This window comes from Bacillus sp. 1780r2a1, assembly GCA_024134725.1.
Classification (GTDB): Bacteria; Bacillota; Bacilli; order Bacillales; family Bacillaceae_H; genus Priestia; species Priestia aryabhattai_A.
Genome location: CP099863.1, coordinates 3,477,408 through 3,492,939, shown reverse-complemented (window position 1 = coordinate 3,492,939; position 15,532 = coordinate 3,477,408). Strand labels below are relative to the sequence as shown.

The following is a 15,532-nucleotide window of genomic DNA, read 5'->3' as shown; positions in this document are numbered from 1 at the left end:
TGGGTTTACTCATTAACAAATAAGTAACCTAGGGCTTAATTTGTTAGTGTTTATTATAAACTGAGGAATTGCTACTTTTAGCAATTCCTTTTTGTATTCTTGCCAAACCGCTATTACACCTATACCATAGAAGATGAAGAACTATAGAATGGAGCGTAAAAAATTGGCAATAGATCCGTTGAAAACTATCAATTCTAAGGACATAAAACCCGTCTATTTATTACATGGTTTAAATGCTTTTATTATGAAAAAAGCAAGAGATAAAATTATTCAATATTCCTTATCAGACGAGGAAAAAGAGTTTAATTTATCGATATATGACTTAGAGGAAACGCCGATTGAACAGGTAATTGAGGATGCTGAAACGCTGCCTTTTTTAGGTGATAAGCGAGTGGTAATTGCCAAGAATGCTTTTTTTCTAACTGCAGAAAAATCAAAATCTAAGGTAGAACACGATGTTAGTAAATTACAGACTTACCTTGAGCAACCCGCACCTTTTTCAACTTTAATCGTGCAAGCTCCTTATGAAAAATTAGATGAGCGAAAAAAAATAACCAAAGCGTTAAAAAAGCAGGCTATGTATGTTGAAGCAAATGAATTGAATGAGCAGGACTTAGTGAGATGGATAAAAGATGTACTGCATAAAAGAAATGTAGAAATGGATGAAGATGCTAAGCAGCTCTTGTTGCAGCTTGTTGGATTAAACGTTACGATTATTACAAATGAAGTAGAAAAAATGATGCTTTATGTAGGAGATAATGGTGTCATTACGCGAGAAGTTGTACACGAGCTAGTAGCTAAAACGTTAGAACAAAATGTTTTTACGCTTATTGAAGCAGTTATGAATAAAAATTTAAAAGAGGCGTTAAATATTTATCAAGATTTGCTTCGAAATAATGAAGAGCCAATTAAAATTTTGTCTTTACTGGCTTCACAATTTCGCTTAATTTATCATACAAAGCAACTTTCTGGCCAAGGGTATGGTCAACAGCAAATTGCACAAACGTTAAAAGTACATCCTTTTCGAGTGAAGATTTCTCTTCAACAAAGTAGAAGGTTTGAAGAGCCGGTGCTACGTAACATTATTAAAGAGCTAGCAGAAGCAGATTATGAAATGAAGACGGGGAAAATAGACAAAGCATTGCTTTTACAATTGTTTTTCTTAAAGCAAGCTGGTGGCTAAAAACCATAAAAAAAACGATCCTATGGGGATCGTTTTTTCGCTTATTATGCAGATAAACCGTTAAGTTTTTGCGCTAAGCGAGATTTTTGACGAGCTGCAGCGTTTTTGTGGATAAGACCTTTTTGTGCAGCCTTGTCTAATTTTTTAGAAGCAACAGAGTATGCTGCTTTTGCATTATCTACATCGTTGTTTTCAACTAAAGCTTCAAAGTTTTTGATAGCAGTACGCATAGCAGATTTTACTTGGATGTTATGTGCACGACGAGCTTCAGTAGTTTTTACACGTTTGATAGCTGATTTAATGTTTGGCATTCGTTTCACCTCCCGAAATTATAGCAATCGAGATTATATAGAACTCGACATTTCTTACAATAAGAACAAAGGATATTTTATCAAACCCACGGCTATAATGCAATAGCACCTAAAAGGAATTTTATCGCTCTTGTGCATGAATTAATTAGCAACAGGTGAAACTAACTTCTATGATAATAGCTGAGGAGGGTCTGCAATGAATGAAAACTTGGATTTAAGTCAATATAGTATTCGCACCGATTTAGCCGTGGAAGCAAGGACGATGGCTGTTGAAGACAATGAAAAGCAAGCGAAGCAGTCTGAGCTTGAAGGCGTTATTTTTAAAGAAAAAGATGTCGATGGAGTAAAGGTTTCTTTAGTTGAAATAACTGAACAAGGTGCCCAAACGGTTGGAAAGAAAAAAGGGCGCTATCTTACTCTAGAATCTGTTGGAATTCGCGAGCAGGATACCGAAAAGCAGGAAAAGATGGAGGAAGTATTTGCTAAGGAACTGAATCATTTTATAAAAGGCTTAAATATTGCAGATGATGCAAGCTGTTTAGTAGTCGGCCTTGGAAACAGTAGCGTTACTCCGGATGCACTTGGTCCAAAGACGGTAGAAAATTTATTAATTACTCGTCATTTATTTGCTCTACAGCCTGAAAGCGTAGAAGAGGGGTTCCGTCCAGTAAGTGCTATTATACCTGGTGTGATGGGGATCACTGGAATTGAAACTAGCGATATTATCTTTGGGGTTGTACAAAAAGTCAAACCAGATTTCATTATTGCTGTTGATGCTTTGGCAGCGCGTTCAATTGAACGTGTAAACGCAACAATTCAAATTTCAGACTCAGGTATTCATCCCGGCTCTGGAGTTGGAAATAAACGAAAAGAAATTAGCTATGAAACGCTAGGCATTCCAGTAATTGCAATTGGTATACCTACAGTTGTTGATGCGGTATCAATTACAAGTGATACTATTGATTTTATTTTAAAGCATTTTGGACGTGAGATGAATGAACAAGACAAGCCTTCGAAGTCACTTATTCCTTCTGGAATGACGTTTGGAGAAAAGAAACAGCTAACTGACGAAGATTTACCAAGCGAAGAACATCGTCAAACATATTTGGGGATGATTGGTACGTTACCTGATGAAGAAAAGCGTCGTTTAATTCATGAGGTGTTAGCCCCACTAGGCCATAATCTGATGGTTACACCAAAAGAAGTTGACTTATTTATTGAAGAAATGGCTAACGTCGTAGCTGGAGGATTAAACGCAGCTCTTCACCATGAAGTGGACCAAGGAAACTTTGGATCTTATACTCATTAAAAGTGAATGAAATCAGCAGAAGTGTCCCATAATGAATACTACGAAAATGAATAGGTATGTTTAGATGAAAGGAGCATTCTCATGGTGAAATTCATGATGAAGTCGCTGCTGCTAAGCGTTGTTTTATTGTTCGGCGTATTATTAGGGATGCAGACTGCCCAGCAAGGATTAATCAAGATGAAAGGGTATGATGACCCTAGTATTGAGCAAGTGTTTACAGTTTCTAAGACGGGCGAGGGCGAAGTAGAAGCAGATGTAATGGGAAGCAAACGAGTTGTGGACCTTGAAGAAAAACAAAAGCTGCTGGAAGAGCGAAAGGCATTTAACTTTTTTTCTTCAATTGGAAAAAGCTTAGCTAACAGCATCCAGGCTGTTATACAAAAAGCAGTCGAAGCTTTTCATAACCTGTTTGTATAAAAAAACAAAGCAGAGCAGCCTTAATGTTTCGCTACACATTAAGGCTGCTCTGCTTTATTATTGAACTCATCTCTCTTCCTCCCTTGAGAAGTTTATTGAATGTTGACTGATGTGTTGTTATAATTTACTTTAGTGTATTTTGCCGATTTTCAGTAGGAGTGAAAAAATGATGGATAGAGAAGCGAAGTTAAACCGACAGTCGAAAATTAGAAACTTTTCGATTATTGCTCATATAGATCACGGAAAGTCAACATTGGCTGACCGTATTTTAGAAAAGACAAATGCGCTTACCCAGCGCGAAATGAAAGCTCAACTTTTGGATTCTATGGATTTAGAACGTGAACGTGGAATTACCATTAAGCTAAATGCTGTTCAGCTTAAGTATAAAGCAAAAGATGGAGAAGAATATATTTTCCATTTAATTGATACTCCAGGGCACGTCGATTTTACATATGAAGTGTCTCGTAGTCTTGCAGCTTGTGAAGGAGCAATTCTTGTAGTGGATGCTGCCCAAGGAATTGAAGCGCAAACATTAGCCAACGTATATTTAGCGTTAGATAATGATTTGGAAATTTTACCTGTTATCAATAAAATTGATCTTCCAAGTGCTGAGCCTGAACGCGTGCGTCAAGAAGTGGAAGATGTAATTGGCTTAGATGCTTCAGAAGCAGTGCTTGCTTCTGCAAAAGCAGGTATTGGAATTGAAGAGATTTTAGAGCAAATTGTAGAAAAAGTACCTGCTCCTGAAGGGGATCCAGAAGGGCCTTTAAAAGCCTTAATTTTTGATTCATTCTATGATGCTTATCGTGGTGTTGTTGCATCTATTCGTATTGTAGAAGGGTCGGTCAAAACAGGCGATAAAATTCGCATGATGGCAACAGGAAAAGAATTTGAAGTTACTGAAATTGGTGTGTTAACACCAAAAGCAGTTCCACAGGACGAACTATCTGTTGGAGATGTAGGATATTTAACAGCTGCTATCAAAAACGTAGGAGATACACGCGTAGGGGATACGATTACACTTGCTAAAAATGGTGCAACTGAACCCTTACCTGGTTACCGCCGATTAAATCCAATGGTATATTGCGGCTTGTATCCAATCGATACAGCCAAATATAACGACTTACGCGAAGCTTTAGAAAAACTAGAACTGAATGATTCAGCTCTTCAGTTTGAACCAGAGACATCTCAAGCGTTAGGGTTTGGTTTCCGTTGTGGATTCTTGGGCCTCCTTCACATGGAGATTATCCAAGAGCGTATTGAGCGTGAGTTTAAGATTGACTTGATTACAACAGCGCCAAGTGTTATTTACGATGTATACATGACAGATGGTGAGAAAGTATCTGTTGATAATCCGTCTAATATGCCAGATGCTCAAAAGATTGAAAAAGTTGAAGAGCCTTATGTAAAAGCAACAATGATGGTTCCTAATGATTATGTAGGAGCAGTTATGGAGCTTTGTCAGAAAAAGCGTGGTAATTTCATCGACATGCAGTACTTAGATGCAAATCGAGTAAGTATTGTGTATGAGATTCCGCTAGCTGAGATTGTGTATGATTTCTTTGATCAACTAAAATCAAACACAAAAGGGTATGCATCTTTTGATTATGAACTAATTGGTTATAAAGAATCTAAGCTCGTAAAAATGGATATCTTATTAAATGCAGAAAAAGTCGATGCACTATCCTTCATTGTGCACCGTGACTCAGCATATGATCGCGGTAAAATCATCGTAGAAAAATTAAAAGAACTGATTCCACGTCAGCAGTTTGAAGTGCCTATTCAAGCAGCTATTGGTCAGAAGATTGTCGCGCGTTCAACAATCAAAGCCATTCGAAAAAATGTATTAGCAAAATGTTACGGTGGGGATATTTCTCGTAAGCGTAAGCTTCTTGAGAAACAAAAAGAAGGTAAGAAAAGAATGAAGCAAGTCGGATCAGTAGAAGTTCCACAAGAAGCATTCATGGCTGTATTACGTATGGATGAAGAGTGAGGAATTATTTAACATAAGCAGTTTAGTGTTGTATAACTGATTGATTTGTTACACTATAGCGTAGAGCGATTAAAGGCGCGTTACGATAAAAATACCGCAGAGAGCATCTGCGGTATTTTTATCATTTACTTTAACTATTTTGAGGTGGAAGACAATGATTGAAGCAGCTTATTTGCATATTCCTTTTTGTCATCATATTTGTCACTACTGTGACTTTAATAAAGTATTTTTCAAAAATCAGCCGGTTATGCCTTATCTAGAAAAAATGAGGGACGAGATGAGGCATACAGTAGCAAAATATCCTGCTAATCAATTAAGGACAATTTTTGTTGGTGGAGGAACTCCAACAGCTCTCGATGAGAAGCAGTTGACTTACTTTTTAGAATCGATTCACGAATCATTTCCGGTTCAAAATGTAAAAGAGTTTACGTTTGAAGCAAACCCAAATGAGCTGACAGCAGAGAAATTACGAGTTTTACATGCGTACGGTGTAGACCGCTTAAGTATTGGAGTTCAAACATTTAACGAAAAGCTCCTTGAAAAAATTGGACGTGTTCACAGTAACCAACAAGCATTTCAAGCCGTTGATGAAGCTAGAAAGATAGGGTTTGAAAATATCAGCTTAGATCTCATGTACAGCTTGCCTGGTCAAACGATTTCTGATTTTAAAGAAACGCTTGATATTGCGTTCTCAATGGACGTAGAGCATATTTCTGCTTATTCTTTAATCATTGAGCCTAAAACAGTATTTTATAACTTGATGAATAAAGGACAGCTTCGCGTGCCTTCCCAGGAAGATGAAGCGTTCATGTACGAGATGTTAATGGATGAGATGGAGAAGCACGGATATTCTCAATATGAGATTAGCAATTTTGCTCGCTTGGGCTACGAAAGCCTTCATAACCTCACATATTGGGATAATAATGACTACTACGGAATAGGAGCAGGAGCACATAGTTATATTGATGGAATTAGACGGTCTAATATTGCACCATTGAAAAAATATATGCAAACTATTACGGAAACAAAGAGTGCCTGCTTAGATGAAATTTCTGTTTCTAAAGTGGAAAGAATGGAAGAGGAAATGTTTTTAGGGCTGCGCAAAACAGATGGTGTGAATAAAGCTAATTTTTATGACAAGTATAAAGTAGAAATGAATGAAGTTTTTTCAAAACCGATACAAGAGTATGTTAACAAAGGGCTGCTTGAAGAGACAGACAGTTCGCTACGATTAACAAAAAAAGGGCGCTTTCTAGGAAATGAAGTATTCCAGGCATTTATTGGTGGAATCTAATCGTTGACATGACCCATGATGATTTGGTAATTTATTATTAGATTTAGCACTCAAGCTTTTAGAGTGCTAACAGAGGTGATGAAACGTGCTTACTGATCGACAGCTATTAATTTTACAAGTCATAATTGATGATTTTATTCGATCTGCACAGCCTGTTGGCTCTCGTACACTTTCTAAAAAAAGTGAGATTAATTTTAGCTCAGCAACAATTCGCAATGAAATGTCTGATTTAGAAGAGCTTGGCTTTATTGAAAAAACTCATACATCTTCAGGGCGCGTTCCGTCTGAAAAAGGATATCGCTATTATGTGGATCATTTATTGTCTCCGCAGCTATTAACGGATGAAGATATTTCAACGGTTAATTCTCTTTTTGCTGAACGCGTTGTTGAGCTGGAAGAGATTGTACAAAAATCTGCTCAGATTTTATCAGATTTAACAAGCCTAACGTCAATTGTTCTTGGCCCTAAAGCGGTAACCAATAAGCTGAAGCAGCTGCAAATTTTGCCGCTAACTGAAGAATCAGCCGTTGCTATTATTGTTACAGATGCAGGTCACGTACAGCATCGTACAATTACTTTACCTGCTGGAATTGGCGCATCAGATATTGAAAAGATGGTCAATATTTTAAACGATAAGTTAGTGGGCGTTCGGATTACTGAGCTACATGATAAGATGTACAAAGAAGTAGCGTTATTGCTAAAGAATCATATTCGAGGGTATAAAGAAACGATGACGATTTTAAACGATGCATTAAAGCTAAACACAAGCGGTAAAATGGTTATCGGTGGAAAAACGAATATGTTTGCTCAACCTGAGTTTCATAACATCGATAAAATTCGTGATTTATTCACTATTATTGAACATGAAAAAGAGTTTTCGCAGCTTTTAACGTCTAGCAAATCTGGTATTCACGTTAAAATTGGTCGTGAAAATGAAGTGAACGAAATGGCTGATTGCAGTTTAATTACCGCTACGTATTCGTTTGGTGAAGAACAAATTGGTACCATTGCTTTACTAGGTCCGACTCGCATGGAATATGCGCGAGCTATTAGCTTAATGACATTGTTATCTTCCGATATGTCCCGCTTATTAACGAATTTATACAAGCAATAAAAATATAAGGAAAGTGCTGGAAGATATTGCTTCCTGCCTTTCCTATGATAAAATAGACAGCGGCATGAACGTGCTCTAACTTTAAGGAGGTGAAGGAATTGTCAAACGAAAAGCAAGTAGAAGAACAAGTAGAAGAAGTAGTAGAAGAAACTGTAGATACAGAAAATCAGCAAGAAGAAACTGTTGAAGAATCTGTAGAGGCTACTCTTCAAACACAAATTGACCAATTAAAGCAACAGCTTGAAGAACAGGAAAATAGATATGTACGTCTACAAGCTGATTTCGATAATTTCCGTCGTCGTTCTCGTCTTGATGCAGAAGCAGCACAGAAATATCGTGCGCAATCTTTAGTGACAGACATCTTACCAGCACTGGATAACTTTGACCGTGCTCTACAGGTTAACACAGAAGATGAGAACACGAAGTCTGTAATGAAAGGTGTAGAAATGGTTTACCGTCAATTAGTTGAGGCACTTCAAAAAGAAGGTGTTGAGGCAATTGAATCTGTTGGAAAACCGTTCGACCCTTATGAACATCAAGCTGTTATGCAAGTAGAAGATGAGGCGTATGAATCAAATACAGTCGTAGAAGAACTTCAAAAAGGGTATAAGCTAAAGGATAAAATTATTCGCCCTGCAATGGTAAAAGTAAATCAATAAAATTATTACATAAAACAAGGAGGTTATTTTACATGAGTAAAATCATTGGTATCGACTTAGGTACAACGAACTCTTGTGTCGCTGTTTTAGAAGGCGGCGAGCCAAAAGTAATCCCAAATCCAGAAGGAAATCGTACAACACCATCTGTTGTTGCGTTTAAAAACGGTGAGCGTCAAGTTGGGGAAGTAGCAAAGCGTCAAGCAATTACAAATCCAAACACAATCATCTCAATTAAACGTCACATGGGTACAGATCACAAAGTAGAAGCTGAAGGAAAAGAGTATACACCTCAAGAAATGTCAGCAATTATTCTGCAACATTTAAAAGGATATGCAGAGGAGTACTTAGGTGAGCCTGTAACAAAAGCAGTTATCACGGTTCCTGCATACTTTAACGATGCTGAGCGTCAAGCAACAAAAGATGCTGGTAAAATTGCTGGTTTAGAAGTTGAGCGTATTATCAACGAACCAACAGCGGCTGCTCTTGCATACGGGTTAGAAAAAACAGACGAAGACCAAACTGTACTTGTATACGACTTAGGTGGAGGTACGTTTGACGTATCAATTCTAGAGCTAGGAGATGGCGTATTCGAAGTGCGCTCAACTGCTGGTGACAACCGCCTTGGTGGAGATGACTTTGACCAAGTAATCATCGATTACTTAGTAGCAGAGTTTAAAAAAGAAAATGGCATTGATTTAGCTAAAGATAAAATGGCACTTCAACGTCTAAAAGATGCTGCTGAAAAAGCGAAAAAAGATTTATCTGGTGTAACTTCTACACAAGTTTCACTACCGTTTATCACAGCTGGCGAAGCTGGACCGCTTCACTTAGAAGTAACGCTATCACGTGCGAAGTTTGAAGAATTATCTGCAGATCTAGTAGAGCGTACAATGGCTCCAGTACGTCAAGCTTTACAAGATGCTGGTCTCTCTGCAAGTGAGCTAGATAAAGTAATTTTAGTTGGTGGTTCTACTCGTATCCCAGCGGTGCAAGAAGCCATTAAAAAAGAAACTGGTAAAGAGCCTCATAAAGGCGTAAACCCTGATGAAGTTGTTGCTTTAGGTGCAGCAATTCAAGGTGGAGTATTAACTGGTGATGTAAAAGACGTAGTGTTATTAGACGTAACGCCACTATCTTTAGGAATTGAAACAATGGGCGGCGTATTCACAAAGCTAATTGAGCGCAACACAACAATTCCTACAAGTAAATCACAAGTATTCTCAACAGCAGCTGATAACCAAACGGCTGTAGACATTCACGTACTTCAAGGTGAGCGTCCAATGTCAGCTGATAACAAAACGTTAGGTCGTTTCCAATTAACGGACATTCCACCAGCTCCACGTGGTGTACCTCAAATCGAAGTAAGCTTTGATATTGATAAGAACGGTATCGTAAACGTACGTGCAAAAGATTTAGGTACAAATAAAGAGCAAGCAATTACAATTAAGTCTTCTACTGGTTTATCAGATGATGAAATCGAACGCATGGTAAAAGAAGCAGAAGATAACGCAGATGCAGATAAACAACGTAAAGAAGAAGTTGAATTACGCAATGAAGCAGATCAACTTGTATTTACAACTGAAAAAACGTTGAAAGACCTTGAAGGTAAGGTTGAAGAAGCTGAAGTAGCAAAAGCTAACGAAGCAAAAGATGCGTTAAAAGCTGCAATCGAAAAGAATGACCTTGAAGAAATCAAAGCGAAAAAAGATGAGCTTCAAGAAGTTGTTCAAGCTTTAACGGTGAAAATGTATGAGCAAGCTCAACAAGCTCAGCAAGCAGCTGGTGGCGAAGGTGCTCAAAATGATGATGTTGTAGATGCAGAGTTTGAAGAAGTAAACGACGATAAAAAATAATGCATCTTGACGACTAATGTGAAGGACGCCACGGTGCAATTCACAGGATTTTAAAAGTCAAAGTCAAGCTATCTCTTGGCTTTGACTTTTTTAACGTACAAAAATAGCAATTCACAATAGGTTCGGTGTATCGCTTAACTTTTCTGTTGCGATGAAAAGATTAATGATGATACAATTACGTTTATGTGAAACGATTCGGGAGTGAGTATTGATGAGTAAGCGAGATTACTATGAAGTACTCGGCATCAGCAAAGGCGCTACAAAAGATGAGATTAAAAAAGCGTATCGTAAGCTTTCAAAAAAATATCATCCGGATATTAATAAAGCCGAGGATGCTGCAGAGCAATTTAAAGAAGTCAAAGAAGCATATGAAGTGTTAAGTGATGACCAAAAGAAAGCACACTATGATCAATTTGGTCATACTGATCCAAACCAGGGCTTTGGTGGTTTTGGCGGAGGTTCAGACTTTGGCGGTTTTGGCTTTGAAGATATTTTTAGTTCAATCTTTGGTGGCGGAGGTCGTAGAAGAGACCCTAATGCTCCAAGGCAAGGTGCCGATTTACAGTACACGATGACATTATCGTTTGAAGAGGCGGTATTCGGAAAAGAAACAACTATTGAAATTCCTCGTGAAGAAACGTGTGACACATGTAACGGATCGGGTGCAAAGCCAGGTACAAAAGTCAGCACGTGTTCACATTGTAACGGTTCTGGACAATTAAATGTAGAACAAAACACGCCGTTTGGTCGTGTAGTAAACCGTCGTGCTTGCCATCATTGTAATGGGACTGGTAAGAAAATTGAGCAAAAATGTTCAACATGCCACGGTGAAGGCAAAGTAACAAAACGTCGTAAAATTAATGTGAAAATCCCAGCTGGTGTGGATGATGGCCAACAGCTTCGTGTGAGTGGTCAAGGAGAACCGGGTGCAAATGGCGGTCCATCTGGAGACTTATACGTTGTGTTTAACGTTCGATCACATGAGCTCTTTGAGCGTGACGGTGATGATATTTATTGTGAAATGCCGTTAACCTTTGCACAAGCTGCATTGGGAGATGAAGTGGAAGTACCGACGCTACATGGAAAAGTAAAGCTGAAAATTCCTGCAGGTACTCAAACGGGTACAAGGTTCCGACTAAAAGGAAAAGGAGTAGCAAACGTTCGAGGATATGGTCAGGGTGACCAACATATTCATGTGCGCGTTGTTACACCAACAAAGCTCTCTGAGAAACAAAAACAATTAATTCGAGAGTTCGCAGAGTTAAGCGGACAAGAAGCAGTTGATGAGCAACACGATTCTTTCTTTGCAAAAGTAAAGAGAGCAATTAAAGGCGAATAATAAACATTGACAGGTTGGTAAAATGCTTTACCAACCTGTCAGCTGTGATAAAACAAAATAAAGCGAAAAAACAGAAGGGATGAAGTTGGTAGAGATGAAATGGTCTGAAATTTGTATTCATACGACACAGGAAGCGATTGAACCAATCTCACATATTTTACATGAATCAGGAGCAAGCGGTGTTGTAATCGAAGATCCAGCAGATTTAATAAAAGAGAGGGATACAACTTTTGGGGAAATCTACCAGCTTAATGCCGATGATTACCCTGAAGAAGGTGTAATCGTAAAGGCATACCTTCCTGTAAACAGCTTCTTAGGTGAGACGGTTGAAGGTATTAAAGAAGCTATTAATGGCTTGTTAGTTTATGATTTTGATTTAGGTGCAAACAAAGTGACAATCAGTGAGGTAAATGAAGAAGAGTGGGCTACTGCTTGGAAGAAATACTATCATCCTGTAAAAATATCTGAGCGTTTTACAATTGTTCCTACTTGGGAAAACTATGAAAAAGTCAACACAGATGAATTAATTATTGAATTAGATCCAGGGATGGCGTTTGGAACAGGGACCCACCCAACAACAGTCATGTCGTTGCAAGGACTTGAGCGAACGGTTAAAGAAAATGATACGGTTATTGATGTCGGAACAGGTTCCGGTGTTTTGAGTATTGGTGCAGCAATGCTTGGTGCGAAATCTGTAAGAGCGCTTGACCTTGATGAAGTAGCGGTTCGTTCAGCTCGTTTAAACGTAAAGCTAAACAAAGTGCAAGGTGCTGTAACGGTTGCTCAAAACAACCTTTTAAATAATATTGAAGGTCCTGTAGACGTTGTTGTTGCAAATATTTTAGCAGAAATTATCGTTCGCTTTGTTGACGATGCATATGCAGTTTTGAAGCCAGGCGGTTCGTTTATTACATCAGGTATTATTAGTGCTAAGAAAGAAGAAGTAAAAGAAGCCCTTGTGAAAGCTGGATTTGTTATTGAAGAAGTGACAATGATGGAAGATTGGGTAGCTATTATTGCAACTAAACAAGCTTGATAAGTGAGAAGGTGTAGCTGTGCAACGTTATTTTTTAAAAAATGATCAATTTGTTGATAGAACGGTGAAAATTATTGATTCAGATGCTCACCACATCCAGCGAGTGATGAGAATGTCAGAAGGAGAGCGCGTTATTTGTTGTAATGAAAACGGACAAGCGGCTCTTTGTGAGATTGAAATGATTTCCACTGACGAAATCCAAGGATCTATTATAGAATGGTTAAGTGAAGAAAAAGAGATGCCTGTGACAGTTACGATTGTGAGCGGGTTGCCTAAAGGGGATAAGCTTGAGCTTATTATTCAAAAAGGGACAGAACTTGGCGCAACGAAGTTTATCCCTTTTATTGCGGATCGCTCCATTGTGAAATGGGACGAGAAAAAAGGCAAAAAGAAATTAGAGAGATGGAACAAAATTGCAAAGGAAGCTGCAGAGCAATCCCACCGTACCATAGTGCCAGCTGTTGATAGTCCCATGACTTTAAAACAGCTTGTTGCAGCAAGTGAATATACGCATAAAATCGTAGCGTATGAAGAAGTAGCTAAGCAAGGTGAAGCTTCTAATTTGCATCATGTTTTATCTCATCTGCAGTCTGGTGATTCTCTTTTGGTTGTTATTGGACCAGAAGGTGGATTGACAGAACAAGAAGTTGCGTTTTTAGAAGAACATCAATTTACTAAATGTGGATTCGGTCCTCGAATTTTACGTGCAGAAACAGCACCGCTATACGTGCTATCTGCTATATCATATCAAACTGAGTTAATGGGGTGAATACAATGCCAACAGTTGCTTTCCACACATTAGGGTGTAAAGTGAATCACTATGAAACAGAAGCTATTTGGCAGTTGTTTAAAGGAGCTAACTACGATCGCGTAGAATATGAGCAAACTGCTGATGTATATGTTATCAATACCTGTACGGTAACGAACACAGGTGATAAAAAAAGTCGTCAAGTAATTCGTCGTGCAATTCGTAAAAACCCAGATGCGGTTATTTGTGTAACGGGTTGTTACGCACAAACATCACCAGCAGAAATAATGGCGATTCCTGGCGTGGATATTGTTGTAGGTACACAGGATCGTGTAAAGATGCTAGATTACATTGAACAATTTAAGCAAGAGCGTCAGCCGATTAACGGCGTAGGAAATATCATGAAAACACGTGTATATGAAGAGTTAGATGTACCAGCTTTCACAGACCGTACACGTGCATCTTTGAAGATTCAAGAAGGTTGTAACAATTTCTGTACGTTCTGTATTATTCCTTGGGCAAGAGGCTTAATGCGTTCACGTGATCCAAAAGAAGTTGTAGCGCAAGCTCAACAATTAGTAGATGCTGGTTATAAAGAGATTGTGTTAACAGGAATTCATACAGGTGGCTATGGTGAAGATATGAAAGATTATAATCTTGCACAGCTACTACGTGATTTAGAGTCTCAAGTAAAAGGATTAAAACGTATCCGTATTTCATCAATTGAAGCTAGTCAGATTACAGACGAAGTTATTGACGTGTTGGATAAATCTGAAATGGTTGTTCGCCATTTACACGTTCCCCTTCAATCTGGATCAAATACAGTGTTAAAACGCATGCGTCGTAAGTACACAATGGAATTTTTCGGAGAGCGTTTGACTCGCTTAAAAGAAGCGTTACCTGGTCTTGCGATTACATCTGATGTAATTGTAGGATTCCCTGGTGAAACAGAAGAAGAATTTATGGAAACATATAACTTCATTAAAGAGCATAAATTCTCAGAGCTTCACGTGTTCCCGTACTCTAAGCGTACAGGTACACCGGCTGCTCGTATGGATGACCAAATTGATGAAGAAGTGAAAAACGAGCGCGTACATCGCTTAATTGAACTTTCAAATCAACTGGCAAAAGAGTATGCTTCAGAATTTGAAGGTGAAGTGTTGGAAGTGATTCCAGAAGAACGTTACAAAGAAGAGTCAAATAGCAATTTGTATGTGGGTTATACGGATAACTATTTGAAAGTAGTGTTCCCAGCAACGGAAGAAATGGTTGGAAAGCTTGTTAAAGTGAAAATCTCTAAAGCAGGTTACCCTTATAATGAAGGTGAATTTGTCCGCGTGATGGATGAGGTAGAAATGCCAACTGATCGCGTTAAACTAAGCTCTTAATTTTAAAGAATGCACGTGGATTTGCAGAATAAAGTCAATCTGCGTGCATCAGCTTTATAACTACTTGAAAAAATGGGTATGGTTTAATAAGTGAATTCATAAAATACAATTGAATGGGTTTATTACTTTATTTAAACTGGTTGACCTTAAGAGTTCATTATATTATAATGGCAAAAGACATGTCTAACACATGTCATTATGATGTTAGTGGTTTTGTTCGGAGGGAGGGAATTAGAATGTCAAAAACAGTTGTTCGTAAAAACGAATCGCTTGAAGATGCTCTTCGTCGCTTCAAACGTTCAGTTTCAAAAACTGGTACGTTACAAGAAGCAAGAAAGCGCGAATTCTATGAAAAGCCTAGCGTAAAGCGTAAGAAGAAATCTGAAGCTGCTAGAAAGCGCAAGTTCTAATAAGAGGGTGGATTTATTATGAGTCTTCTCGAGCGTTTAAATAGTGATATGAAGCAAGCGATGAAAAACAAAGAGAAAGAGAAGCTAACCGTGATTCGCATGGTAAAAGCATCTCTTCAAAATGAAGCCATTAAGTTGGGCCACGATCTAACTGAAGCAGACGAGTTGACGGTTATTTCTCGCGAATTCAAACAACGTAAAGACTCCCTCCATGAATTTGAGAAAGCAGGTCGTCAAGATCTTGTTGATAAAATTCATTCTGAATTAGTTATATTAGAAGCTTATGCGCCTAAGCAACTAAGTGAAGAAGAGTTAAGCGAATTGATTAAAGCAACGATTGAAGAAACGCAGTCTTCCTCTAAAGCTGATATGGGGAAAGTTATGGGAGCGCTTATGCCTAAAGTGAAAGGTAAAGCTGATGGCTCTCTTGTAAATAAGCTTGTTCTTCAACACTTATCGTAAAAAACACCTTACACAC

15 protein-coding genes are annotated in these 15,532 nt (G+C 38.3%); 14 read left to right on the top strand and 1 reads right to left on the bottom strand.

The window, feature by feature from the left end:
• Nucleotides 1-148: 148 nt before the first annotated feature.
• On the top strand, nt 149-1,183 hold the full coding sequence (gene holA, locus NIZ91_17615) for a DNA polymerase III subunit delta (protein USY54535.1): 1,035 nt from the start codon (nt 149-151) through the stop codon (nt 1,181-1,183).
• Nucleotides 1,184-1,227: 44 nt separating this feature from the next.
• Here holA and rpsT read toward each other — a convergent pair whose 3' ends face one another.
• On the bottom strand, nt 1,228-1,494 hold the full coding sequence (gene rpsT / locus NIZ91_17610) for a 30S ribosomal protein S20 (GenBank protein USY54534.1): 267 nt from the start codon (nt 1,492-1,494) through the stop codon (nt 1,228-1,230).
• 196 nt (nt 1,495-1,690) lie between these two features.
• Between rpsT and gpr the strand changes: the two genes are divergently transcribed.
• From gpr to NIZ91_17545, 13 genes are all read left to right on the top strand, one after another.
• Entirely contained in the window at nt 1,691-2,803 is a 1,113-nt protein-coding gene (gene gpr / locus NIZ91_17605) for a GPR endopeptidase (protein USY54533.1), read from the top strand.
• Between the two features lie 81 nt (nt 2,804-2,884).
• Nucleotides 2,885-3,220, top strand: a complete 336-nt coding sequence (locus NIZ91_17600; protein USY54532.1) for a YqxA family protein — start codon at nt 2,885-2,887, stop codon at nt 3,218-3,220.
• Between the two features lie 166 nt (nt 3,221-3,386).
• Entirely contained in the window at nt 3,387-5,213 is a 1,827-nt protein-coding gene (gene lepA, locus NIZ91_17595) for a translation elongation factor 4 (GenBank protein ID USY54531.1), read from the top strand.
• Nucleotides 5,214-5,367: 154 nt separating this feature from the next.
• Nucleotides 5,368-6,507, top strand: coding sequence for a radical SAM family heme chaperone HemW (hemW, locus tag NIZ91_17590; protein USY54530.1), 1,140 nt, complete (start codon nt 5,368-5,370; stop codon nt 6,505-6,507).
• Between the two features lie 85 nt (nt 6,508-6,592).
• The gene (gene hrcA, locus NIZ91_17585) at nt 6,593-7,621 is read left to right on the top strand and encodes a heat-inducible transcriptional repressor HrcA (protein USY54529.1); all 1,029 of its coding nucleotides are present in this window, start codon (nt 6,593-6,595) and stop codon (nt 7,619-7,621) included.
• 98 nt (nt 7,622-7,719) lie between these two features.
• Nucleotides 7,720-8,280, top strand: a complete 561-nt coding sequence (gene grpE, locus NIZ91_17580) for a nucleotide exchange factor GrpE (GenBank protein ID USY54528.1) — start codon at nt 7,720-7,722, stop codon at nt 8,278-8,280.
• A 32-nt stretch (nt 8,281-8,312) separates the two neighbouring features.
• Complete coding sequence (dnaK, locus tag NIZ91_17575) at nt 8,313-10,133, top strand: molecular chaperone DnaK (protein ID USY54527.1); 1,821 nt, start codon at nt 8,313-8,315, stop codon at nt 10,131-10,133.
• A gap of 211 nt (nt 10,134-10,344) precedes the next feature.
• Complete coding sequence (gene dnaJ, locus NIZ91_17570; protein USY54526.1) at nt 10,345-11,472, top strand: molecular chaperone DnaJ; 1,128 nt, start codon at nt 10,345-10,347, stop codon at nt 11,470-11,472.
• 94 nt (nt 11,473-11,566) lie between these two features.
• Nucleotides 11,567-12,508 (top strand): 50S ribosomal protein L11 methyltransferase, encoded by a 942-nt coding sequence (gene prmA / locus NIZ91_17565; GenBank protein ID USY57214.1) that lies wholly within the window; start codon nt 11,567-11,569, stop codon nt 12,506-12,508.
• Between the two features lie 19 nt (nt 12,509-12,527).
• Nucleotides 12,528-13,277: a 16S rRNA (uracil(1498)-N(3))-methyltransferase gene (locus tag NIZ91_17560; GenBank protein USY54525.1), complete on the top strand. Its 750-nt coding sequence runs from the start codon at nt 12,528-12,530 to the stop codon at nt 13,275-13,277.
• A gap of 5 nt (nt 13,278-13,282) precedes the next feature.
• Entirely contained in the window at nt 13,283-14,644 is a 1,362-nt protein-coding gene (gene mtaB, locus NIZ91_17555; protein ID USY54524.1) for a tRNA (N(6)-L-threonylcarbamoyladenosine(37)-C(2))-methylthiotransferase MtaB, read from the top strand.
• 236 nt (nt 14,645-14,880) lie between these two features.
• Nucleotides 14,881-15,054, top strand: a complete 174-nt coding sequence (gene rpsU, locus NIZ91_17550) for a 30S ribosomal protein S21 (protein ID USY54523.1) — start codon at nt 14,881-14,883, stop codon at nt 15,052-15,054.
• A gap of 18 nt (nt 15,055-15,072) precedes the next feature.
• Nucleotides 15,073-15,516 carry a GatB/YqeY domain-containing protein gene (locus NIZ91_17545; protein ID USY54522.1) on the top strand — a complete coding sequence of 148 codons (444 nt, stop codon included), beginning with the start codon at nt 15,073-15,075 and terminating at the stop codon, nt 15,514-15,516.
• Nucleotides 15,517-15,532: the final 16 nt, after the last annotated feature.

Bases quoted from the DNA above. Each gene is read 5' to 3' on its own strand.
- holA (USY54535.1), top strand. From the start codon at position 149: ATGGAGCGTAAAAAATTGGCAATAGATCCGTTGAAAACTATCAATTCT.
- rpsT (USY54534.1), bottom strand. From the start codon at position 1,494: ATGCCAAACATTAAATCAGCTATCAAACGTGTAAAAACTACTGAAGCT.
- gpr (USY54533.1), top strand. From the start codon at position 1,691: ATGAATGAAAACTTGGATTTAAGTCAATATAGTATTCGCACCGATTTA.
- NIZ91_17600 (USY54532.1), top strand. From the start codon at position 2,885: ATGGTGAAATTCATGATGAAGTCGCTGCTGCTAAGCGTTGTTTTATTG.
- lepA (USY54531.1), top strand. From the start codon at position 3,387: ATGATGGATAGAGAAGCGAAGTTAAACCGACAGTCGAAAATTAGAAAC.
- hemW (USY54530.1), top strand. From the start codon at position 5,368: ATGATTGAAGCAGCTTATTTGCATATTCCTTTTTGTCATCATATTTGT.
- dnaK (USY54527.1), top strand. From the start codon at position 8,313: ATGAGTAAAATCATTGGTATCGACTTAGGTACAACGAACTCTTGTGTC.
- dnaJ (USY54526.1), top strand. From the start codon at position 10,345: ATGAGTAAGCGAGATTACTATGAAGTACTCGGCATCAGCAAAGGCGCT.
- prmA (USY57214.1), top strand. From the start codon at position 11,567: ATGAAATGGTCTGAAATTTGTATTCATACGACACAGGAAGCGATTGAA.
- mtaB (USY54524.1), top strand. From the start codon at position 13,283: ATGCCAACAGTTGCTTTCCACACATTAGGGTGTAAAGTGAATCACTAT.
- rpsU (USY54523.1), top strand. From the start codon at position 14,881: ATGTCAAAAACAGTTGTTCGTAAAAACGAATCGCTTGAAGATGCTCTT.
- NIZ91_17545 (USY54522.1), top strand. From the start codon at position 15,073: ATGAGTCTTCTCGAGCGTTTAAATAGTGATATGAAGCAAGCGATGAAA.